Origin of the sequence: Bacteroides sp. 224 (assembly GCF_010500995.1) — a bacterium.
GTDB lineage: Bacteria > Bacteroidota > Bacteroidia > Bacteroidales > Bacteroidaceae > Bacteroides.
In genome coordinates, this window is sequence record NZ_QVMK01000003.1 from 111,821 (window position 1) to 134,009 (window position 22,189).

Consider the following 22,189-nt stretch of genomic DNA (forward strand, 5'->3'; position numbering starts at 1 on the left):
ATAACTGATAACTAATATGGGAGCAGCTACAGAATTTATCGCCGCCATCGAATTAAGTTCGTCGAAGATTGCAGGTATTGCCGGACGAAAGAACAGTGACGGAAGCCTGCAAGTGTTGGCGTATGCCAAAGAAGAGTCCTCCTCCTTTATTCGTAAAGGAGCCATTTTTAATATGGACAAGGCTGCATTGGCCTTAACATCCATCATAAACAAACTGGAAGCAACCCTACAAAACTCTATAAAGAAAGTATATGTGGGCGTAAGCGGACAATCAATGCACACAGTAATGAATACGGTGGGCAGGGATTACTTAGAGGAAACCATCATCACTCAAGAGGAAGTAGATGCCATCTGCGATGAAAACCATGCCATCCCCTTGGTAGATATGGACATTCTGGAAGTAGCTCCACAAGAATATAAGGTAGGATACAACTATCAGGTAGACCCCGTAGGAGTGGCAGCCCAGCACATAGAAGGTCGTTTCCTGAATATAGTAGCCAAAGCGAACATCAAGAAATACCTGATACAGAGCTTTGATAAAGCAAAGATAGAAATTGCCGATCTGCTTATTGCACCCCTTGCAACAGCCGATCAGGTGTTGATAGAAAACGAGAAACGCTCGGGCTGTGCCTTGGTAGATTTTGGTGCAGACACTACTACCGTATCTGTGTATAAGAATAACATCTTGCGTTTTCTTAGTGTAATACCATTAGGAGGCAACAGCATCACACATGATATCACCGCCTTGCAGATGGAGGAAGAAGAAGCCGAATATCTGAAAGTACAATATGGAGATGCTACCTACGAAGAGCCCGAAGGCGAAGAAGTAGCCGCCATCACACTCGAAGACAACAGCCAGAGCATTAGGTTAAGCACTCTCAATGATATTATTGAAGCACGCATGGAAGAAATCATTGCCAACGTATGGAATCAGATAGAGTACTCTAACTATGATGATAAACTGCTGGCAGGCGTTATCCTTACCGGAGGAGGAGCCAACTTAAAGAACACCGAAGAGTTTTTCCGCAAACAAACTAAAGTGCGCAAAGTAAGAACCGCACGCTTTGTACGCAACGAGGTAGACGATGCCGAGAACCTAATTGCCAAAGATTGCACCCAAAACACACTGCTTGGACTGCTGGCCTCGGGCAACGATAACTGCTGTGCCGAGAAACAGGTTGAACAACCTACACCTTCTCAACCCATAAGCGGTGATATGTTCAGCCAAGACGAAGACCTGAAACGACAAGCAGAAGAAGCCAGAAAAAGAATTGCGGAAGAGGAAAGAAAAGCCAAAGAGGAAGAGAAGAAAAGGAAACAAGAAGAAAAAAGAAACAGACCCAGTTGGTTAAAGTCTACCTTCACCAAGATTTCGAATAGTGCGAATGACTTGTTTAGTGATGACGAAAACAATTTTAAATAATCTTTAATACGAAGCGATATGACAGATGATATAGTACCATTCGATTTTCCTATAGATACTCCCAAGATTATTAAAGTAGTTGGTGTAGGTGGTGGAGGCGGAAATGCTGTGAACCACATGTATCGTGAAGGTATACATGATGTTACATTTGTAGTGTGCAATACTGATAATCAGGCATTGATAGACTCGCCTGTACCCGTAAAAATACAATTAGGAAAAATAACCACTGCCGGGTTAGGTGCCGGCAATAAACCCAAAAGAGCCTTTGCTGCTGCCGAAGAAAGCATCGAAGATATACGCCGCGAACTGAACGATGGCACCAAAATGGTATTCATCACCGCAGGTATGGGTGGAGGAACCGGAACAGGAGCCGCTCCCGTAATTGCTCGCGTAGCCAAAGAAATGGATATACTGACAGTGGGTATTGTCACCATCCCTTTCATTTTCGAGGGCGAAAAGAAAATCATTCAGGCACTGGACGGGGTAGAACAAATTGCCCAGCACGTAGACGCATTGCTGGTTATTAACAACGAACGCCTGCGCGAGATCTATTCCGATCTTACTTTCATGAACGCGTTCGGTAAAGCAGACGATACACTTTCCATCGCTGCACGAAGCATAGCCGAAATCATCACCATGCGCGGAAAAGTAAACCTCGACTTTGCCGATGTAAAAACCATACTGAAAGATGGTGGAGTAGCCATCATGAGTACCGGCTACGGCGAAGGAGAAAACCGGGTAACCAAAGCCATCAACGATGCCCTGCACTCGCCATTGCTCAATAATAATGATATCTTCAACGCCAAGAAGGTAATGCTGAACGTTTCTTTCTGCGAGAGTGCCGAACTGATGATGGAAGAGATGAGCGAGATACACGACTTCATGAGCAAATTCCGCGATGGGGTAGAAGTAATCTGGGGAGCAGCCACCGAAGAAGCCCTCGACAAGAAGGTGAAAATCACCGTCTTAGCCACCGGTTTCGGCATGGAAGACGTACCGAACATAGACTCCATACGCGAAAAACACTCGCAGGAAGAGGACGAGCGTCAGCTACAACTGGAGGAGGAAAAAGAGATCAACAAAAATCGCATTCGCATAGCGTATGGCGAAAGCGCCAACAACATCGGCATACAAAGCCACCGTAAGCGTCGCCACATCTTCTTATTCAGTCCCGAAGACATGGATAACGATGATATCATCGCCTTAGTGGAAGCCTCTCCTACTTACCAAAGAGATAAACTGTCACTGAGCAAGATCAAAGAAAAATCTCGCAATGACTCTAACAACGCCATCGAAAAGGCGAATGAGACACCGGGAGTTATTACTTTTTAAATTGAGAATTGAAAGTTGAAAGTTGAGAATGAGGTGGTGCAGCCATAACCCCCAATTTAAAAACCCAAAAACTTAAGAACCCCAAAACTCAAAAACTGATAAACTATAAACCCAAAAACTATAAACTAAAATATCATGAATTTATTCGATCAAGTCAGCGAAGACATTAAAAACGCAATGAAGGCAAAGGATAAAGTAGCCCTCGAAACTTTGAGAAACGTAAAGAAGTTCTTTATAGAAGCCAAAACAGCTCCGGGAGCTAACGACGAACTAAGCGACGAAGCCGCACTGAAAATCATTCAGAAGTTAGCCAAGCAAGGTAAAGATGCTGCCGATATATATATCGGACAAGGTCGTCAGGACTTAGCCGATGAAGAACTTGCACAAGTAAAAGTGCTGGAAACTTATCTGCCTAAACAAATGACTCCCGAAGAACTGGAAGCCGCACTGAAAGAAATTATTGCCGAAACCGGAGCCAAAGACGGCAAAGATATGGGTAAAGTAATGGGCGTTGCTTCTAAAAAACTGGCCGGACTGGCAGAAGGACGCGCTATCTCGGCAAAGGTTAAGGAATTGCTGGGGTGATAGAATATATGTTGGGCAGGCTTTGTGTCTGCCCAACATACCACAAATAATACTAATTTGCCACCGCGAGTTGAGGTAAATGCTACCGGGAGTTGAAGAAGATGCCGGTAGCAATTGAAGCAAATGCCGGTAGCATTTGTTTTAGATCTTATTTTTAACTACTTTTGCCGCATCTTAGTAACAAACTAAGTACCGCCGTTTCCACCACATAACTGGCTGTTATAAAAATCGAGGAACGGAATTTCTGCATAGTGTTATACTCATAACAGTATAGCGTGGTGTATGTTGATTCCTCGATAAACCCTTAGCCAGTGGTAGTGGTGGAGTTAGCAATGACCACGCTTTTTTTAATGATATGAGAAGAACTAGCGAAAACAATCCTCACGAGGGCGACCCACAGCTGCTTGAACTGCTGAAACAGGGAGATTCCCTTGCTTTCCAAACTATTTACGTGCAATGGCGGAAACCCTTGTTTATGTTTCTGTATAAATTGACGCTCTCCGAAGATGATGCCGACGACATCACGCAGGAAGTATTCATCACCCTTTGGGAAACGCGAGAACGCTTAGACCCCGGCAAAGGCATTAAAGCCTACATCTACCTGCTGGCAAGACAATCGGCCTACAAGCTCTTTCGCAGGCAACGGGTGGAAGAAGGATACCTTGCCAACAGTGAGTTCTCTTTTGATGAACATATTAACTCTCTCGACATCATCGTGGCGCGCGAAACCGAACTCCTGGCCGAACTCGCCATCAGCAAAATGCCCGAACAGCGCAGAAGGGTATATCAACTAAGCTACCGCGAAGGACTGACGAATGCCGAGATAGCCGACCAATTGAATATTCCGCGCGAAAACGTGAAACACCACCTGCACGAAGCACGCAAACAACTAAAGAAGCTGATTGCCCTGAGCTTTCTTCTGTTTTTAATGCACTGAATAGCAATCAATTAGAAAATAATTCAAAAAAAGTCTAATTTCCTTTCCGACCAAACGCCACCTTGCGGCTTTACTATATAGAAAGCGAAGCAAACTCCACCACTGAACTGGCTAAAGATTTGTTGGGAAAGCAACTGTTTTTTTTGAATAAAGAACACGTTTTTTTGATTTATGAAAGGAAAAGATAACAAACAACAACCGGACATGAACAATTTCCCAGAATCGTTTGAGAGAGCGGAAAAATTGATAGATGCATTATTGAACGAGGACACCCCTCCTGCAATAAGAAAGAAACTATCATACTGGTTCAAAAGTGAGATGAGCGACGAAACCAAGTATGCCGTTTTAAAAGAAAGGATGTATGATGAACTGGCAGCTAATAAAAACCCGGGAAAAGAAGAATACCAACGGTTTGCCCAATTGGCCGAAAGGCTCAACATCAAACCTCGGCGCGTATTCTCCATCCGGAAGGTAGCGTTAAGAGTAGCCGCGGTTTTAATACCTGTTTGTGTGATAGCAGGTGCCCTTTACTGGAGCTACAAACCCGGAGAAACAGCCGTGCCGCTGCCCGAAAAAGACTGCTTGGTGTACGAAACCATCGAGGGAGTACAAAAAGATGTGGTTCTGGCAGACGGTTCGCAGGTGTGGGTAAACTCGGAAAGCAAAATAAGCTATCCCGAAACGTTTACCGGAGAGAGACAGGTACACCTGCAAGGCGAAGCCTACTTTAAGGTAGAACCCGACAAAGAAAAGCCCTTTGTGGTGCATACGTCGGAACTGAAAGTAGTGGTATTGGGAACCGAGTTTAATATGGTAGACTATCCTGAAAGGGGAACCACCGAAGTGATTCTTCACCAAGGATCGGTGAAAGCCACCAACGGCAAAGAAGCGGTAACGCTCCGTCCCGGGCAGAAGTTGATATACACACACCTCACAGAGGAGTTTGTTGTGGAAAGTCTACAGAAGTTTCAGGATTGGCGATCGGATGTTATTCATGCCGAAAACCGAACACTGGCAGAGTTATTTAAGATGATAGGCAATTATTATGATAAAGAAATCATTTATGACGAAGAACATTTTAGCAAAAGTGAACGCATACAAATCTGGTTTGGCAAACGAAGAACACCGGAGGAAGTGCTGAGAATATTGTCGCGATTGGGCGGTAACTTTACTTATAAAATGGAAGAAGAAAGAATAGTAATCAACTAAGAAAATCCCATTTATACATGCAGATACAGAATTTTCTGATCCGCAACACAAAGCTTCTAAAGCTTTTCATTGCGGTGACAGCCATAACTATACCCCTTTGGGTGCAGGCACAGGAAGCTAAAATAAGCCTTCCGCTGAAGGTGTTATCCTCGCAAGAGGTGTTCGACGCCATACAGAAGCAAACCCATTATGATGTGGCAGTCAACATGAGTCGCTTCGGAAAAGAACTGACGGTAGAGGTTACCGAAAGATCAGTCACCGTAAAAATCATTCTGGATAAACTCTTTAAAGGCAGTGGCATGACGTATGCCATAGATGGTAATTACATCATCATCCCGGTATTTGAAGAAGCTAAAGAAGCAATAGAAGCAGAAAAACCGGTTGCTGCCCCCACCAAACGCCCGGTTGCCACTACCACCACAGCAACAGTGGAAACGGAACCGCAGGCAGCGAAAACCACTCTTATCCCCATCGACCGGATTGCACGCAAACGGGAACTGGTAACCGTAAGCGAGAAGGCCATAGACACTACCTCGACAGATGCCCTGCGACACACTTATTTGTTGGTAGAACCCAACAACATGGTTCGCGCTTACCGTCCGCACACAGCCCTCAAAACCAACCTGCTTACCTGGGCCACCACTACACCCAATGTAGCGATGGAGTTTTACCTGGCACGCCGATGGACGTTGAACGCGGCAGTAGCCTACAACCCGTGGGACTTGAACAGTCGCAAAGGCGGTATTCGTCATTGGCTGGTGCAACCCGAAGCGCGTTATTGGTTCTGCAATGCCTTCGAACGTCACTTCATTGGGCTGCATGCCCTCTATGGCGAATATCAGATAAGTGATGTAAAGCTACCCGTTGGTCGCGACCTAACCGGCAAGCGTTACGACGGCTGGGGAGTGGGTGCAGGTTTGGCGTATGGTTTTCATCTACCCGTATCGCCGCGCTGGGCAATGGAGTTCTCGGTAGGGGCAGGCTATGTGTACCTCGACTATAAGAAATACAATTGCGACAAATGTTCCAGCTACCGCGGACGCACAGGCAGGCATTATGTAGGACCTACTAAAGCAGCAGTATCACTGATTTATATGATTAAGTAAGAGCTATGAACAAGTATATACACATCACCCTCCTACTCTTCCTTACCACAGGCATTGCCTACGGTCAGAAGATAAATATCTCCGAACCTGCCCTGGTGCGCAAAGGTTCAACCACGGAAATATCCATGCACATTGAAGCCGCACAGATGAATGTATCGTGTGGCGGAGGCTACCGCCTGGAACTGGCAGTGGAACAAGGAAGCACTCGCCTCGTACTGCCCGAAGTGCTTTACCTGAGCCGCACTCGCAGCCTCTACGAAGAGCGTCGCGAATTGCTTTCGGGCGCATACAGTCCCGAACCTTACGAGGTATTTGAGCGAGTAAAGAAAAGCCGTACCTATAGCACTCGCTACCAAGTGTCTGTTCCTACCTACGATTGGATGGAAGGTGCACAACTCACTTACCGCTGCTATCAGTATGGATGCCGGGGCAATTTATTGGTGCACAGCGGCAACCTGACTTCGCCTGTTTCCAAACCCGAAATGGCAGAAGTAGAATGGTACGCCAAGCCCGAGGTATATCGTGCCATGACCCTCTTTCTCACCCCCGAAGTAGAAGAAGTGAAAAGCCGCACAGAAATGTTAAGGCTCAACTTAGAGTTTCCCGTGAACGACTATACCATTCGTCCGGAACATGCCAACAACCGCCACGAACTTTCCAAAGTAGAACAACTGATGAACATCATCCTGAACAAACAATTGGTATCGGTGCGCTCCATGCACATCACCGGCTATGCTTCGCCCGAAGGTAAGTTTACGCACAACGAGTTTCTGGCTAAGAACCGTTCGCTGGCATTCGAGCGTTACATACGCAATGCTTATAAGCTGGGAGGTATACCCGTACGCACCTCGTGGGTGGCAGAAGACTGGGACGGACTGATACAAGCCCTCGACTCGGTAGGCGAAGAAATGCCTCGCCGCGAACAGGTGCGCCATACCATTGTACAGAACAGTCACCGCGAGCCCGATGCCCGCGAATGGTTGGTGAAGAAGATTGATAACCGCATACCTTACCAATATATGTTGCAACATATCTACCCCACTTTGCGACGCATTGAGTTGGATGTAGACTACGTAGTGTCTAACTTCTCGGATGTAGATGCCAAAGCGCTGATATTTACTCGCCCGGAGATGTTGAGCCTGAACGAAATATTCCGTGTGGCAAACCTCTACGACGAAGGTAGCGAACTCTACAACCGGGTGTATGCAGTAGCCGCCCGTCAATATCCCAACAATGTAATTGCCAACAATAACATAGCAGCCGCCAAGCTACGTGCAGGCGATGCCGCAGGAGCATACCCCTATCTGCAAAAGATTGCCGACGACCCACGCGCGTACGTCAACATCGGAGTGTATTATTACCTGGCAGGCGATCCGGACCGGGCAGCCCAGTACTTTGCCAAAGCAGAAGCAGCAGGCATCGCCCAAGGAACTGACAACCTGAAACTGATGAAACCATAAAATGAACCGCTATATATTATATAGGATGCAAGTAGCCTTGTTCATCATAGCTGTATTGCTGTTGAACGCCTGCCACATCGACCATTACGGGCCGGAAGGAGAGTGCAACTATACTGTACGCATCTTCTATCACTACAACCGCGAGAACACCAGTCGCGAGAATGTACTGCCCGACTACGTAAAGTGGATGACAGCTTATATCTTCGACAGCGAAGGCATACTTTATGCCACCCACCCGGTAGAGATAGATGTGTGCGATGGTCAGTATGCTTCCGAACTTAATCTGCCCCCGGGCCGCTACTCGATTATTGTGGTAGGCAACGATACCTCTATGAGTGCTACCACCGACGCAGCAACAACTCATACTCCGGAAGTAGGTGTAACCCACCGCGAAGATATGTTGCTCTTCCTGCAAAACGAAACGCCAACAAGAACCGCACGCGGATATTTCGACAACTGCGGAAGATTGTATCATGGGTATCGTACGTTCAGCATTGCACCTGCCGAGTTGAGTCATGTACGGGTAGATATGGTGCATAGTCATTGTGTGATAAACTATAAAGTGATATGGGAAGGAGGTATGCCAAACAACCTCAGCAATGTGCATATCCGTATGCAGAATATGCCTTCGGAGTACCACCTGATGCCCGAATTTATATATCCCGAACAGCAAGGGCTGTGCTATAAACATAATCCCGATTCGGACGATTTCTATGATCGGCAGGAAACCAACTGTATACACCATATTGCTACAGTTCATAACAACCGCAACTATGTAAACCACCGCCACACCTCCACCTTGTTTGGGCAAGAGGCTACAGGCGAGGTAATTACTTATCGATTGCGCAATGAACCCGAGCCGGGTAAAATAAGCACTTTTACCGTATATGATGCCGACAAGCCGCTGGCCAACTCTGTTCCTCTGAATGATTTCTTTGTGAGGCAGGGAATTAATCTCGACGAAACACTCCGGCAGGAGTATCCGCTCGTCTTCCGGATTAACAAAGACGGATCCATAACCGTTGCCTTTGCTACAGTAGAGGACTGGGACGAAGGAGGTTGGATATAATTAAAATTGAGAATTGAAAATTGAGAATTAAGAATTACCTCAAAAACCCAAAAACTTATAAACCCAAAAACTCCAAACTATAAACTATAAACTCCAAACTCAAAAACTACAAACTTAAAAACTATAAACTCAAAACAACTCTTATTTATTAATTAAAACTTAGAAACAAGATGAAGAAGATTCTAAATTTTGCTTTAGTAGCTGCCATGCTTTCTGCAGGAGCTACATCGTGTTCTAACGAGGAGTTTGAAGAAGGCAACTTCTCCTCTTCGGACAACACCAACAAGTTGACTTTTGTATTGCCTGCCACCAACGCAGGTATTACCTATGCCATTGCCAATGACAATGAGATGGCGCTGGAACTGAACAACACTTCCATTTATATGTTCGACGCATCGAACAACCTGGAAGCTATCATTACCAGTATTCAGCCGGGCACAAGCGGAGGCAAAACTACTGCAACCATCGTGAAAGACGAAAACTGGGACGGTAACAAGAAGTTTGTATTCGTAGGTAACACTACTCGCGGTTCATCGCTTCCGGCAGCAGTTCCTACTACTCCGCTTAGCCTGACCGACTTCCAGAACATCCTGACTGATGCTCACAGCGATGCCGACCATATCGCTACTCCGCTGATGCTAACCAGCACCACCAAAGACGTGAACGATGTGAAGAATGCTCCGGCAGTTATCACCGGCGATGTAAGCCTTTACCGCAACGTGGCACGTTTCGATATCGACAACAATGTAAGCGTAGGTAATGTAGAAATCAAAAAAGTATTCGTGAACGATGCTAACCTGAATGGCTATGTGTTTGGCTATCAGAAAGGTTCAATAGGTGGCACTACCGTGGGCGATCTTGAGTTTGATGTAGCAGCTTCAGTTCTTGAAGACTCAAGCGACCCTACATCCGATAAAGTACAAAAAGAACCAAGCCTTTTCTATATCTATCCTACCGAAGTAAAGGTAGACAACAGCAAAACCACCCTTCAGTTGGTAGGTACAGTAAATGGTGTAGATAAAATCTTCTCACTTCGTAAAGTAGACAACAGCGGAAATCCGGTTGACCTGACTATTGAAGCCAACAAACGCTACATCATCTCTGCTGTAGACGATTTAACTATGACCTTTACACTGGTAGTGGCCGACTGGGACGAAGGCGACAGCCTCAAAGGCGAAGAAAACCCTAACGGAGGTGCTTTCGGCATTGCAACTGCAAGCGGAGCAGGCAGCTTCAACGGTATAAATGCAGTAAAAGTACCTACTGCCGGTGGCACTGTTCTGCTTACAGTGAAAGCTACCAGCGCTCAAGGCACTGACTTTGTGGTGGCCGACGGTGGCACAGGCGCTCCTATGGTAGACGTTAGCGCTGCTTTTGCCGGTAAAGTAACACAAGCAGCAGGTGGCGTTGTTTACTCGCGTCCTTACTATGCTTCGGAATACACAATAGAGGTTCCGGCTTTCAACGCAAACGAAACATCTATTACCAAGATTTCAATTGCCGATAAAGCAGATATTACTAAAACAATTGACTTCTACATTTACCACGAAGCAGAAGACGGAAGCGTGATTCCCGTACATGAAGCAACTTTCCCGGATGCAGCCTTCAGAAACTATGTAGAAAATACACTTGGCTTGAGTGGTAATGTAACTCAAGCGCAATTTGATGCAAAGACAGTTGTTAATGTTAACAGCTTAGCTGTTAAATCTCTTGCCGGTGTAGAGTACTTCCGCAAAGTTGAAGAGTTGAGATTCCGTTATACAGAAGTAGCTGAAATTGATGTTACAGGCTTTGAACTGTTAAAGACTTTAGATGCAAGAGATTGTAAAGTGTCAAGCATTGATATTTCTAAGAATGCTAAACTTGAAGTGATTGTGACGGCTCTTTCTCCTGTGAAAGAATTTATATATGATGCAAGTGTAAACTTGGCACTTAAAACAATTGGGCTTGATGGCTGTTTGTTGGAAACATTGGAGATAAAGGATTTGCCTGTTTTAGATGTTTTGGTCGTTCGTTCATCGGATAATATGAAATCGCTAAAAGTAACTAATTGTCCTTTGCTTAGACATATAGATATGACTAAAAACTTTAATACTCGTGACTTCATCTTCTCTGGTATTCCAAATTTAAAAATGTTCCAAGCTACTGATGCTGGACTTACCAGTCTTGACTTTAGCGGCTACTCTGATTTTGAATATATTTCTGTTGCTCGTTGCAATCTTACCGATTTTAAAATTAATAGTTCATGGGCTTCGCTTACTGATCTTCACCTAAATGATATATACTTCACAACATTAGATGTGTCAGGCTATCCTAAGTTGGAAAGACTTGCTATTGTTGATACTAAGATTTCATCTTTAGACCTATCACAAAACCCTGCTTTTTTAAGATTAGATGCAAGAAATACTCCAATCTCATCTTTGGATTTCAGTAATAATCCTCTTTTGGAAGGATTGAATGTAGGAGGTACTTCAATCAGTACACTTGATTTATCTCATTGTGATAATACTTGGGTACAAATGAATTTGAGCAATTGTCCTAACCTGACAACTGTTTATGTATGGCCGGGTTTCAACCTGACTGATCCTGCAAGTAATTTCTCTGAAACTTATGCTGCCAATAACACTCCGGGGTTATCTTTGCAGAAAAAGTAATTAAAAATCTTCTTATTAAGAAATACTTCACAGGCCGGGCGAGTTTGATCGCTCTCCCGGTCACACTATAAACCTGTTAAGTCCTATCAATTGCCGTCTGCTTTAGCTGACGGACTATGACAGTTTTATGCAACCGGGGCTTTAGCCAAATGATTTGTTTGGCTAAAGCCAAGAAAGAGAAACAGAACCCTTGAACCGTCAGCTAAAGCAGACGGCAATTGATAAATAGAATATTAGACAAAACATTTATGATGAAAAATTATATAGCCATACTGCCTCTTCTGCTGCTCCTATTGGCATCGTGCTCAGAAGAGGATGTAACACCTGCTGAGCCACAAACACCTACGGAGTCGCCCGATGCAGTGTACATTCAAGCCCGGTTGGGAGCTGTAACTTATGCTGCTACCGATCTTAGCCCAATAGAAGACGAAAAGCAAATAAAGTCTGTAGCATTCTTCGTTGAAGGAGAGAACGGCGAACTATATAAATTCTTTAGCGAAGAGCCGTTGCAGTCTGCCAATGGTTTCGAGGCCGCCAGCCAAGATGCATCGGGCAACTATACCGGCATAACCCTGAAACTGGAGCATGGAATCCACCTCGGCACCACCAAAGTGGCGGTATTAGCCAATTACCACCACTACGACAGCCACCTTGCCACTGCCCTTGCAGCAGTGGAATCTATGGACCACCTCCTTGCGCTGAAAGCCAATACCCCTGCCAACAAACTAGAAACACCCTTGTTGATGTACGACCAATGCATACTAAAGATTGTATCGGGCCAAGTAACCCTGTGGGATGGGAATCCGTTTAACGGCATATTCAATATGAAGCGCATAGCAGCACGCATCGAGTTCGACACAACAATAGCCATCAACAATGGCGGTGGCTGGGGCGACATACCCCAAGTAGACGACCTGATAGCTGCCGGCAGGTTGGAGTGTTTTGCGCTACTCTATAACCCTAAGGCGGAAACATACTTGTTTCCCGGTGGGGGCGATATCAATCTGTTGCCATCAATGGAACGTTTCAGCGAGAAGTTCCCTTCTCAAAAAGGAAAGATTAGTTTCTACACCTATGAAACCACCGGTTATGAAACGGAACCGCTCGAAGTGTACATCATCTGCCGGCACCAGCCTACAGAAAACGGGCCGTGGGTAGAGAGCATGTCGTCGGTAGTGCCTGTTGGTAATGATAGCAAGCTACCTCTATTCAAAAGAAACCACGCTTACGCTATGCCATCCGTATCTTTCGATCTAACAGTAACAGATTGGGACGAAGCTGAATGGTTAAGTAACAAGAGGTTGCACACAACTAATCACTAGGTAAAAAACAAAATGAAGCAACTCCGCAAACATATTCTATGGCTATTCATTGCCCTGTTCTTCTCATCATGCAGCAAGAACGAGCAACCTGCCACCCCCAACCCCACCCGGCTATTATTAGCCTACATCGGAGTAGACAATAATCTCAACTCCCTCGAAGCGGAAAAGCTTGATGCCCTACGTGCCGGATGGACCGGTAAACCTACCGACCATATACTGGCATACGTCGATAAGGCCGGTGTAGGAGCATCCTTATATGCCCTCTCGGCAGAGCCCAATTCGGAACCCCTACTCCTTGAAAGCTATGGCAAGGAGAACTCTGCTGATGCTGCAACCCTTTCTCGTGTCATCACCGATGTGGTAAACAGATATAAGGCAGATAGTTATGGACTGTTGGTGTTTAGCCATGCCAGCGGTTGGTTGCCGGAAGGAATGCTGAACAGCCCAACCCGTTCCATCCTTATTGATGGTAAATCGGAAATGTCCCTCACCGACTTTGCCGCCGCCCTCCCCGATGGGGTATTCAATTACATTGTATTCGAGAGCTGCTTCATGGCAGGTATCGAAGTGGCTTATGAGCTTCGGAATAAAACGCCCTACATCTTTGCATCGAGTGCGGAGATTCTTCACCCGGGGTTTGCACCAACTTACACCCACTCCACCCAACATCTGTTCAATGCCAATCTTCCGGCATTTGGGCAGCAGGTATTCAACCAGACCCTAACGTATGCGGAGAACGAGTTGTTACATTCGGGCACCTATTCGGTGATTCGTACCGAAGGGTTGGAGCAGTTGGCCACCTTTATTAAAGATCATTGCGATTTTACCCAACCCGTTGACCTTACTGATATCCAACACTTCGACCGTTCGGTTAGCTATCATCTCTTTTTCGATTTCAACGATTACTACGGACGTTTACTCACAGATGATTCACAAAAAGAAGAGTTAAACAGGCTCTTGTCAGAGTATGTTATCTGGAAGGCTGCTACCAACAAATTCATGGCACAAGAATACGGATATAACGGATTTACCATCACTTCCCACTCCGGACTAACTTGCTATATTGCCCAAGAGAGGTTTCCCAAATTGAACGAGGCTTACACTCGTTTAGCTTGGAGCGAGGTGCTTCCGTAACGATACCCCGTCTCGGTTGGGTTTAAGTACCGAGAAATGTCAGCATCCCCCCACTGTGAAGTGCGGTATGTAAATAAATAGGTTTTTTGCTAAAGGCCCTGCCAGGCGTGGCAGGGTTTTTAAGAATATTATCTTAGCTTTGTACTCCCAAAGCAAACATACGTACAATGATCAAAGACAAACTACGCATCATCTTTCTACCGTTTTTCCTCGGTTCCATCGGACTATTAGTCACATATACCTTGCTGCACTGGCTGCTTTTTATTCACTTAGAGTTGTTTCATCCTAAGGAGGTATATACAAACTTTATCTTCCCCGGAATCTTCTGTGTTCTATTTCTGTTGTTGTATTACGCAAGAATCAGACTGTTCGCTAAAAAAAGTTGGCACGATTTCTTTATGGTTATCTGCACACTGGCTTTGCTGGCTCCACAAGTGGTGACACAGAACTACCTCACCAAGCAGCAGGGGCATCTCATTGAGATGGATACACCGGATAAGATAGAGGCTGAAAATCAGGTAAAGTACTACTCCATCGAACACTCATATATTGCCAAGATGGGGGCAGGCGCTTATGTAGCCCGAGCCGATGCTGACAGGTATGGCACCAAGATATCCATTACCGTCTACTTTGTTGCTCCTCTTCTTTCCGAGCCCGACTTTAACCAACTGCATACGCACAACAACTGGATTGGAGTAACCTTTAAGCGGAAATTCTCCAACATGGTTACTGTCAATAAGGAAGATCAACGGCGAGATATAGAAGCCTTTTTCAACGAAGCATACAAATCCTTTCAACGATATTCCATCGACACTAAGTTCCTTACCAACCTGCGCACGGATAATGATTTCAACTACTTTCTGTTGGCTGCCAAAAACTCTAAGCAGTTTGTAGGAAAAGAAAACATCGTTATTCTGCAAGAAGCAGAAGGAGACTATGAAAGCCGAACAGGAGATAACTTCTCCTGGATCTTCTACAGTTGGCTCATTGGCAATGTTATCTGGCTATTAATTGTTCTCTTCAGTTCGGTACATGAAGGAGATCTGGAACTCTTCCATCAACCTACCCGGAGTAAAAAAGGGTTGAAGATACACTTCAGCATCAACCGGGATGTTTTGTTGGGCATTAAAAGCTATTGGGCTACCTCCCTCCTTGTAGCCATCAACACACTGATATTCATCTTGATGCTGTTTAAAGGGTTAGACTTTATGTTTCCCCAGTCCGATCAGTTGTTAGAATGGGGAGCCTCCTACGGTCCACTTATACAGGAAGGGGAATGGTGGCGATTACTCACTTGCACCTTTCTGCATAGTGGAATAGAACACCTTATATACAATATGTTCAGCCTGTGCCTAATTGGTTTCGCGACAGAAAAAGAAGCCGGAAGCTTCCGTTTCTTACTCGTTTACCTGATAGCAGGAATAGCCTCAAGTTATGTAAGTGTCCTTGTTCATGAGCCAAGCGTAGGCATGGGAGCTTCGGGGGCTATCTTCGGCATGTATGGGCTGGCAGGCGCTTTAACTCTAAAGGGCATTTTAAGTAACGAAATGAAAGGGGTCTACTTGTTCTTCTGCTTGCCTTTCCTGGTTGTGAGCCTGATTGTAGGATTACTCTTTACCGATATTGATATGGCAGCCCACCTCGGAGGATTGGGGGCTGGTTTTGTGGCAGGGCTTTTCTTTCGAAACAGAAAGGATCGAAGAAAGATTCGAAGGTTAGATGATTAAGAACAGCACTGCCTACTAAGCGATTTTACCCAATCTTGGTTGAACAAATTTCCCCTGTGGTATCTTTTTGATTACTTTAGCAAGATTTTGCTACGGCCGTAACGAGGTTTTGCCACGGCCGTAACGAGATTTTAACGCGGCCGCAACAAGAATTAGCCACGGCCGTAACAAAACTTTGCCGCGGCCGTGGCAAAACCTGGCAAAGGCATTTATTGGTTGTTAACGCACCACTATCTCTCCCCCAAACGGATCAAAATCAAATAAAACCTTTCCATCGCGCACTTGGGTTTTCAATTTCTTTCCTCCCTGCCGTACGGTTACCTTCTTGCTTCCCATCACAACACCTGTTAAGGGCTCGGTGAAAAGGCTCTTTTCTAATGATAAATGAGGGGTGATGGTAAAGCCCTTTTTCTGTGGAGTTATCTCATAAGTAAGCTGCTTTTGTTCTTTTGTATAGGCGGCTACTTCTTCAAAAGTACCTACCCAGACTTTATCGTCCAGTGCTTTTACCTTTTCTAAATGATCCCAAAAGCGTTGCGGGTTGCGGAATGCATCATAGCCGTATGTAATTCCATGCGTCATTCCTACTCCCCAGTCGTTTGTCTTTATCAGGTTATTTACCCATTTCTCTAAATCTTCCGGAGTCGATTTGCTGCCGATGGAACGTTGGAAGGTTCGGGTTCCGACGCGATTTTCCACAGCAATCTTCATGGGCTCGGCTTTCTTGTTATTATTGGGGTAACAGAATGTGCGAGGCATTTTGCCCGTCCATGCAAATAGAGCGCTGTCGTTTTTATAAATATCCTCTTTGATTTCTTCCAACGGAAAGCGGCTAAAGTTCTTATGCGCCCAACCATGATTGGAAATCTCGTGCCCACGGTCCGACATTTCTTTTAGTTGCGCCCAGGTCATACGGGTGGTATCGGCTATGGCGGTTGCATCTTTATTGATTTTGTTTCCGTTTATCCAGAAGGTGCCGCGAAAGCCCAGTTTCTCCATACGGGGGGCTACGAGGGTATAGTGCTCAATAAGTCCATCATCAAAGGTATAGCTGATGGCACAATCTTTATCATCTTTGTATTTGGCAACACGGAAACCTGTACTGGAAAGGTCGAGTATTTGATTCAGTACCTTAAACATTTCTTGTCCCAGGTATTCGGCAGATACCTCATTAAAATGGGTACGGTCTTTTTGCAACTCGCCTTGCGACATATCAATGAGGTAAGCATTCGCATCTTCTTCAGCAATACAGCGCATGGCTGCATCTACCTCTGCTCTGTAATGGCGGTTTGCTTTGGGAATGGAACCAAAAACAAAAGGTAGATTCAGATAATTCTTCCCGGTTTTTTGGGTTAAATGTGTACGTACATGGCTGATAACTGCTTTCAGGTTCTTGTAGTAATCTCCTGCATATCGGTCGTCACTTTCGCCCTGATGCCACAGGAAGGCATCTATATGATATCCTTGCTCTATTTTGGATAATGTTTGGTCGATGCTTGCATCAATGGCTTCGGTAAAGGAAAGCAGCAAAGACTTTCCTTTCTTTTGAGAAGAGGCGGTATTCTTTAACCATTCAGGATTTGCCGACCAGTATCGGCCTTTCACCGTATCGTTTGGAAAACCGATAGACGTACCTCCTACTGCCCACTTCACTACATAAAAATCTTCCCGAAGGGCTTTATCTATCTGGTAATAAGTAATGGCGTCATACGTCCAAAGACCATCTGTTATTCTACCTTTGGGCCAGTAGGGAACGAAAAGACCGTCTCCCCTATTCTGGGAGATTTTGCAGAAGGGGTATTGTCCTTGTTTGTAATCTATGGTATCTGTTGCCAACTCCTTTATATAGGAAGGCAACAATTTATTGTTTACCCGGCCATCGGTATTAGATTGCCCTGCTGTGATAAATACATGAACAGGGGTTTTCTCTTGCGATTGGGCGATGCTTATTGTATAGGTTCCTCCAAAGAGGAATAGTAGGAATGTTACAAGAATGTTTTTCATTTTTCTATTTTAAATAATCTATTTTACTGTATTTGTTGATAATTTCTTTTCTATACTCTTCAATCCTTGAAGAAAAGAAAGATAGGTAAGATTTGGTGTTTCATGACACGAAGGTTATAATTTGATTAACGAGGGCAAATATACAGCCTGATGGGTATAAACAGGATGTCTTTTTGTACAAGTTGATATAATTCCGTACTGTTTTGAGTTAATTCACCACAGATTAACACGGATTTTCACAGATTATTAACTAAAAGCTCTGTCCTCTTTGGTTTTGTAGTGGAATAATTTAATCTGTGAAAATCTGCGTAATCTGTGGTGAAAAGCCCTCCTTTCCATACCATTATGAATTAACAGAGCAAAGTTCCTAATAACTCCTAACTTGCCAACCTAAACATGAGTACTAAACCCCACCTCAACCGTCTTACTAAACAGAATTAACCGTATACGTTTAAATAATGAAAGATAGCAAATACAAAGGAGTGGTAGTACCCATGATTACTCCCATCACTCCACAAGGAGAAATCGACACCACTGCCGTAAACAAAATCATTCGCAAATTCGCAGCCTGCCAGGTGTCTCCTCTCTTAATGGGAACTACAGGAGAAGGAAATTCAGTATCAGCAGAGCAAGGTAAAAAACTGGTAGAAGCTGCCGTGAAAGCTGTGCCTGCCAATTCGGATATGATTATCTATGTGGGACTCAACGGCTGTTGTACCGAGGAACACATCCAAATGGCCAACTTGTACCATTCACTCGGTGCCGATGTCATTGTAGCTACCCTTCCAAGCTATTACGCACTTACGGACGAGCAAATGTACACTTATTATACTACATTGGCAGATCGCATCACCGCCCCTCTTATGCTTTATAATATAAAGGCAACTACTCACATGAGCATCCCTGTAGATATTGTACAGAGATTAAGCACCCATCCCAACATCGTTGGTCTGAAAGATTCCGAGCGTGATCTTGAACGAATGGAAGCCTGCCTGCAAATCTCTCGCGAACATTCAAACTTTGCTTACTTCTGCGGATGGGCTGCCCAGTCGGCCAACAGCTTATATAAAGGAGCCGATGGCATTGTGCCCAGTACAGGAAATTTCATCCCCGAAATGTTTGCCGACCTATACACCGCCGCCCTTGCAGGAGATACAACCACAGCCGACAAGTTGCAACAAGAAACCGACGGAATAGCCCGCATCTACCAGGAAGGTCGCACTCTGGGACAATCATTGGCTGCCCTGAAAGTCATGATGGGTACCAAAGATCTTTGCGGACCCGACATGCTCTCTCCCCTCACCCGATTAACCGCTAACGAAGAACAAGAAATCATACTAAAAACACCATGAACGAACCTTTGATGCATTGGGTAGACTTAACCATTGTCTTCCTGTCTGTTGTATTAGCCATTGGCGTAGGTCTTTATTTCTCACGCCGTCAGAAAAGCACCGATAACTATTTCGCGGGAGGGCGTAACATTCCTGCCTGGGCCATCGGTATGTCTATATTTGCCACACTGATTAGTAGTGTTACCTTCCTGGCGTACCCCGGGGCAGCGTATGCAGGAAACTGGATTCTGCTGGTGCAGGGATTAATGGTGCCAATTGTACTTGTAGCCCTGATTGGGATTATTGTACCACTGTTTCGCCGCGTCATTAAACTTAGTACCTACGAGTATTTTGAAAGACGGTTCGGACTCTTTGCCCGTATTTACAGTTCGGTGGCTTTTATACTCACCCATTTCTCTAAGATGGGAACTGTATTCTTTCTGGTGGCTATGGCCATGTCTCCTTTTCTGGGAATTGATATTTATACGGTTATCATTGTGCTTGGCATCGCCATCATTCTGCTCACCTTGCTGGGAGGTATCGAAGCCGTTATCTGGATGGATGTTATACAAGGATTTATGTTGATTGGCGGCGGTGTTATTTGCGCCCTCATCCTTTTGTTTAAACCCGAAGGCGGACCGTTGGGAGTATTCAGCACAGCCATCGAAATGAATAAAATCAGTTTCGGGCCTTACGACTGGGACTTTACGCAGTTAACGTTTATCGTTATGGCACTTAACGGTGTTTTCTACGCTATTCAGAAGTATGGAACAGACCAAACCATTGTACAGCGTTACCTCACAGCCAAAGATGATAAATCTGCTAAAAAGGCCGCATACATCGGGGTATTTATGAGTGTGCCCATCTGGGCGTTATTTATGTTTATCGGTACTGCCTTGTATGTATTTTACCAAACAAGTGGCGCCGCACTGCCCGATGGCATTAAAGCAGACGAAGTATTCCCGTTCTTTATTGCTACCGAGCTACCTATCGGTATCACCGGATTAATTGTAGCAGCACTGGCAGCAGGAGCCATTTCCAGTCTGGACTCGGATATGAACTGCCTGGCCGCCATTGGCGTAGAAGATTATTATGTGCGCTTTAAACCTCAAAGCACCGATAAACAACGCCTGCGCCTGGGACGTATTTTGGTAGGAGTATCGGGAGTAGCTGCCGTGGGAGTAGCCATGATTTATGCCTATTGGGGTGGCGAAGGAGTGCTGGGAGTAGTCTTTGGGCTATACGCCATCTTCTCGGCCGGTATTGTGGGACTGTTCCTATTAGGCTTGCTTAGTCGCCGGGCCAATAAACAAGGGTTGTATGTTGGTATTGCAGCAGCCATCTTATTTACGGCTTATGCCACTTTAACCTCTATGAAGGTAGACTTTGGCGATGGCTTAGGCAAACGCATCATACTCGATTTGGGTAGTCTTAACTTCACCCAGCATAAATATATGTTAGGTGTATATAGTCATATCATTCTTTTTGTGGTGGGTTATTTTGCCAGTTTCTTCTTTAAAACACCACTGGCAGATAAAGAGCTTACTATTTATGGGTATTTGGAGGAGAAAAGAAAAGAAGCCTCTCCCCAACCCTCTCCAAAGGAGAGGGAGAAAGAAGAATGAAAGAAACAGATTAAAACTAAAAAAGAAAAATATGAACAAATCAACAAGAGCTTCTCATTCCCTCTCCTTTGGAGAGGGTTGGGGTGAGGCTTTAACCATCTTACAACCGAATAAAATTGTATTCGGCACCGGATGCAGCACTACACAGTTCTGCGAGGATTTCCGCCAACTGGGTTACAAACGATTATTCATCCTCACAGCTCCCCCCATACTGCCTCTGATTAAACCCATGTTGGAACAATTGGAAGCCGATAAGGTAAGCATTTGCATTTACGAGGGGATTACTCAGGAACCTACCGTTGCCCACTTCTATGAAGTACTCGAAAAAGCCCGCGACTTCAACGCCGACAGCGTAATCGGCGTAGGCGGTGGCAGTGTGTTGGATACCGCCAAACTGGTAGCTGCCCTTATTGAAAGCGATCAGAAAGTAGAAGACATCTTCGGTACCGGCTTCCTGAAAAGCCGCAAACGCTGGTTGGCTTGTTTGCCTACTACAGCGGGAACTGGAAGCGAGGTATCTCCCAACTCCATATTATTAGACGAAAAAGATAAACTGAAGAAAGGAATCGTCAGCCCTTACTTAGTAGCAGATGCTGCCTATCTGGACCCGCAACTCACAGTAACAGTTCCCCCCAAGATTACAGCCGAAACGGGCATGGATGCGCTGACTCATTGCATCGAAGCATATACCAATAAGTTCGCCCACCCTGTAATTGATATGTATGCCCGTATGGGAATGGAACTGATTGCCTCTAATCTGCTTCGTGCCGTGAAAGACGGAAAAGACATAGAAGCCCGCGAAGCCTTATTATTAGGCAGTTACTACGGTGGCATCTGTCTTGGCCCTGTGAACACGGCTGCTGTACATGCGTTATCTTATCCGTTAGGAGGCGAATTTCATATTTCGCATGGATTGGCAAACGCCATTCTGTTGCCCTCTGTTATGAAATTCAACCGTAGTGCAGATGTGCGCAAATATGCAGAAGTAGCCATAGCCTGTGGTGCTCCCATAGGAAAGAACAATGAAGAGACAGCAGAGAATGGTGTTAACCACATTACCCAACTATCCAAAGATTGCGGCATCCCTACCAAGCTGTCTGAGATTGGTATTCCACAGGAAGCTGTCGATGGAATGGCAAAAGCTGCTATGCAGGTAACTCGTTTATTAAAGAATAATCCGAGAGAGGTTACCTTGGCAGATGCGAAAGCGATTTATGAATCATTATTTTGAACCACAGATTAACGCAGATTAGCACAGATTATTATTATAA

At 45.1% G+C, this 22,189-nt stretch carries 16 protein-coding genes and 1 pseudogene; 15 read left to right on the forward strand and 2 right to left on the reverse strand.

The annotated features are described in order from the left end of the window. The first annotated feature begins 16 nt into the window (after nt 1-16). The 12 genes from ftsA to D0T60_RS03150 all read left to right on the forward strand — a co-directional run bounded on the left by ftsA (nt 17) and on the right by D0T60_RS03150 (nt 15,958). The gene (gene ftsA, locus D0T60_RS03095; protein ID WP_163216685.1) at nt 17-1,423 is read left to right on the forward strand and encodes a cell division protein FtsA; all 1,407 of its coding nucleotides are present in this window, start codon (nt 17-19) and stop codon (nt 1,421-1,423) included. Nucleotides 1,424-1,441: 18 nt separating this feature from the next. Beyond that, the gene (gene ftsZ, locus D0T60_RS03100; RefSeq protein WP_163216686.1) at nt 1,442-2,755 is read left to right on the forward strand and encodes a cell division protein FtsZ; all 1,314 of its coding nucleotides are present in this window, start codon (nt 1,442-1,444) and stop codon (nt 2,753-2,755) included. A 135-nt stretch (nt 2,756-2,890) separates the two neighbouring features. Continuing rightward, nucleotides 2,891-3,340, forward strand: a complete 450-nt coding sequence (locus D0T60_RS03105) for a GatB/YqeY domain-containing protein (RefSeq protein ID WP_163216687.1) — start codon at nt 2,891-2,893, stop codon at nt 3,338-3,340. A gap of 355 nt (nt 3,341-3,695) precedes the next feature. Next, nucleotides 3,696-4,277 carry an RNA polymerase sigma factor gene (locus D0T60_RS03110; protein ID WP_163216688.1) on the forward strand — a complete coding sequence of 194 codons (582 nt, stop codon included), beginning with the start codon at nt 3,696-3,698 and terminating at the stop codon, nt 4,275-4,277. 171 nt (nt 4,278-4,448) lie between these two features. Beyond that, nucleotides 4,449-5,486: a FecR family protein gene (locus D0T60_RS03115; RefSeq protein ID WP_163216689.1), complete on the forward strand. Its 1,038-nt coding sequence runs from the start codon at nt 4,449-4,451 to the stop codon at nt 5,484-5,486. A 17-nt stretch (nt 5,487-5,503) separates the two neighbouring features. Next, entirely contained in the window at nt 5,504-6,592 is a 1,089-nt protein-coding gene (locus D0T60_RS18740; RefSeq protein WP_239059484.1) for a DUF3575 domain-containing protein, read from the forward strand. Between the two features lie 5 nt (nt 6,593-6,597). After that, entirely contained in the window at nt 6,598-8,052 is a 1,455-nt protein-coding gene (locus tag D0T60_RS03125) for a M48 family metallopeptidase (RefSeq protein WP_163216690.1), read from the forward strand. 1 nt (nt 8,053) lies between these two features. Beyond that, nucleotides 8,054-9,121, forward strand: coding sequence for a FimB/Mfa2 family fimbrial subunit (locus D0T60_RS03130; protein WP_163216691.1), 1,068 nt, complete (start codon nt 8,054-8,056; stop codon nt 9,119-9,121). A gap of 170 nt (nt 9,122-9,291) precedes the next feature. Beyond that, nucleotides 9,292-11,775: a hypothetical protein gene (locus D0T60_RS03135; protein ID WP_163216692.1), complete on the forward strand. Its 2,484-nt coding sequence runs from the start codon at nt 9,292-9,294 to the stop codon at nt 11,773-11,775. Nucleotides 11,776-12,023: 248 nt separating this feature from the next. Continuing rightward, complete coding sequence (locus D0T60_RS03140) at nt 12,024-13,097, forward strand: hypothetical protein (RefSeq protein WP_163216693.1); 1,074 nt, start codon at nt 12,024-12,026, stop codon at nt 13,095-13,097. A gap of 12 nt (nt 13,098-13,109) precedes the next feature. Then, nucleotides 13,110-14,231, forward strand: coding sequence for a clostripain-related cysteine peptidase (locus D0T60_RS03145; RefSeq protein ID WP_163216694.1), 1,122 nt, complete (start codon nt 13,110-13,112; stop codon nt 14,229-14,231). Between the two features lie 167 nt (nt 14,232-14,398). Continuing rightward, on the forward strand, nt 14,399-15,958 hold the full coding sequence (locus tag D0T60_RS03150) for a rhomboid family intramembrane serine protease (protein ID WP_163216695.1): 1,560 nt from the start codon (nt 14,399-14,401) through the stop codon (nt 15,956-15,958). 219 nt (nt 15,959-16,177) lie between these two features. Here D0T60_RS03150 and D0T60_RS18745 read toward each other — a convergent pair whose 3' ends face one another. Together D0T60_RS18745 and D0T60_RS18750 are read right to left on the reverse strand one after the other, a co-directional pair. Then, entirely contained in the window at nt 16,178-17,098 is a 921-nt protein-coding gene (locus D0T60_RS18745) for a polysaccharide deacetylase family protein (RefSeq protein ID WP_239059489.1), read from the reverse strand. 3 nt (nt 17,099-17,101) lie between these two features. Next, nucleotides 17,102-17,962, reverse strand: a pseudogene (locus tag D0T60_RS18750) (sialate O-acetylesterase); the annotation flags it as partial. 458 nt (nt 17,963-18,420) lie between these two features. Between D0T60_RS18750 and D0T60_RS03160 the strand changes: the two are divergent. From D0T60_RS03160 to D0T60_RS03170, 3 genes are read left to right on the forward strand one after another with little or no spacing between them, the layout of a single operon-like run. Then, on the forward strand, nt 18,421-19,314 hold the full coding sequence (locus tag D0T60_RS03160) for a dihydrodipicolinate synthase family protein (protein WP_163216697.1): 894 nt from the start codon (nt 18,421-18,423) through the stop codon (nt 19,312-19,314). Then, a complete protein-coding gene (locus D0T60_RS03165) occupies nt 19,311-20,918 on the forward strand; it encodes a sodium:solute symporter (protein WP_163216698.1) in 1,608 nt (535 codons plus the stop codon). The genes D0T60_RS03160 and D0T60_RS03165 overlap by 4 nt, the downstream gene beginning before the upstream one ends. Nucleotides 20,919-20,949: 31 nt before the next feature. Beyond that, nucleotides 20,950-22,149, forward strand: coding sequence for an iron-containing alcohol dehydrogenase (locus D0T60_RS03170; RefSeq protein WP_163216699.1), 1,200 nt, complete (start codon nt 20,950-20,952; stop codon nt 22,147-22,149). Nucleotides 22,150-22,189: the final 40 nt, after the last annotated feature.

Bases quoted from the DNA above. Each gene is read 5' to 3' on its own strand.
- ftsA (WP_163216685.1), top strand. From the start codon at position 17: ATGGGAGCAGCTACAGAATTTATCGCCGCCATCGAATTAAGTTCGTCG.
- ftsZ (WP_163216686.1), top strand. From the start codon at position 1,442: ATGACAGATGATATAGTACCATTCGATTTTCCTATAGATACTCCCAAG.
- D0T60_RS03105 (WP_163216687.1), top strand. From the start codon at position 2,891: ATGAATTTATTCGATCAAGTCAGCGAAGACATTAAAAACGCAATGAAG.
- D0T60_RS03110 (WP_163216688.1), top strand. From the start codon at position 3,696: ATGAGAAGAACTAGCGAAAACAATCCTCACGAGGGCGACCCACAGCTG.
- D0T60_RS03115 (WP_163216689.1), top strand. From the start codon at position 4,449: ATGAAAGGAAAAGATAACAAACAACAACCGGACATGAACAATTTCCCA.
- D0T60_RS18740 (WP_239059484.1), top strand. From the start codon at position 5,504: ATGCAGATACAGAATTTTCTGATCCGCAACACAAAGCTTCTAAAGCTT.
- D0T60_RS03125 (WP_163216690.1), top strand. From the start codon at position 6,598: ATGAACAAGTATATACACATCACCCTCCTACTCTTCCTTACCACAGGC.
- D0T60_RS03130 (WP_163216691.1), top strand. From the start codon at position 8,054: ATGAACCGCTATATATTATATAGGATGCAAGTAGCCTTGTTCATCATA.
- D0T60_RS03135 (WP_163216692.1), top strand. From the start codon at position 9,292: ATGAAGAAGATTCTAAATTTTGCTTTAGTAGCTGCCATGCTTTCTGCA.
- D0T60_RS03140 (WP_163216693.1), top strand. From the start codon at position 12,024: ATGATGAAAAATTATATAGCCATACTGCCTCTTCTGCTGCTCCTATTG.
- D0T60_RS03145 (WP_163216694.1), top strand. From the start codon at position 13,110: ATGAAGCAACTCCGCAAACATATTCTATGGCTATTCATTGCCCTGTTC.
- D0T60_RS03150 (WP_163216695.1), top strand. From the start codon at position 14,399: ATGATCAAAGACAAACTACGCATCATCTTTCTACCGTTTTTCCTCGGT.
- D0T60_RS18745 (WP_239059489.1), bottom strand. From the start codon at position 17,098: ATGTTTAAGGTACTGAATCAAATACTCGACCTTTCCAGTACAGGTTTC.
- D0T60_RS03160 (WP_163216697.1), top strand. From the start codon at position 18,421: ATGAAAGATAGCAAATACAAAGGAGTGGTAGTACCCATGATTACTCCC.
- D0T60_RS03165 (WP_163216698.1), top strand. From the start codon at position 19,311: ATGAACGAACCTTTGATGCATTGGGTAGACTTAACCATTGTCTTCCTG.
- D0T60_RS03170 (WP_163216699.1), top strand. From the start codon at position 20,950: ATGAACAAATCAACAAGAGCTTCTCATTCCCTCTCCTTTGGAGAGGGT.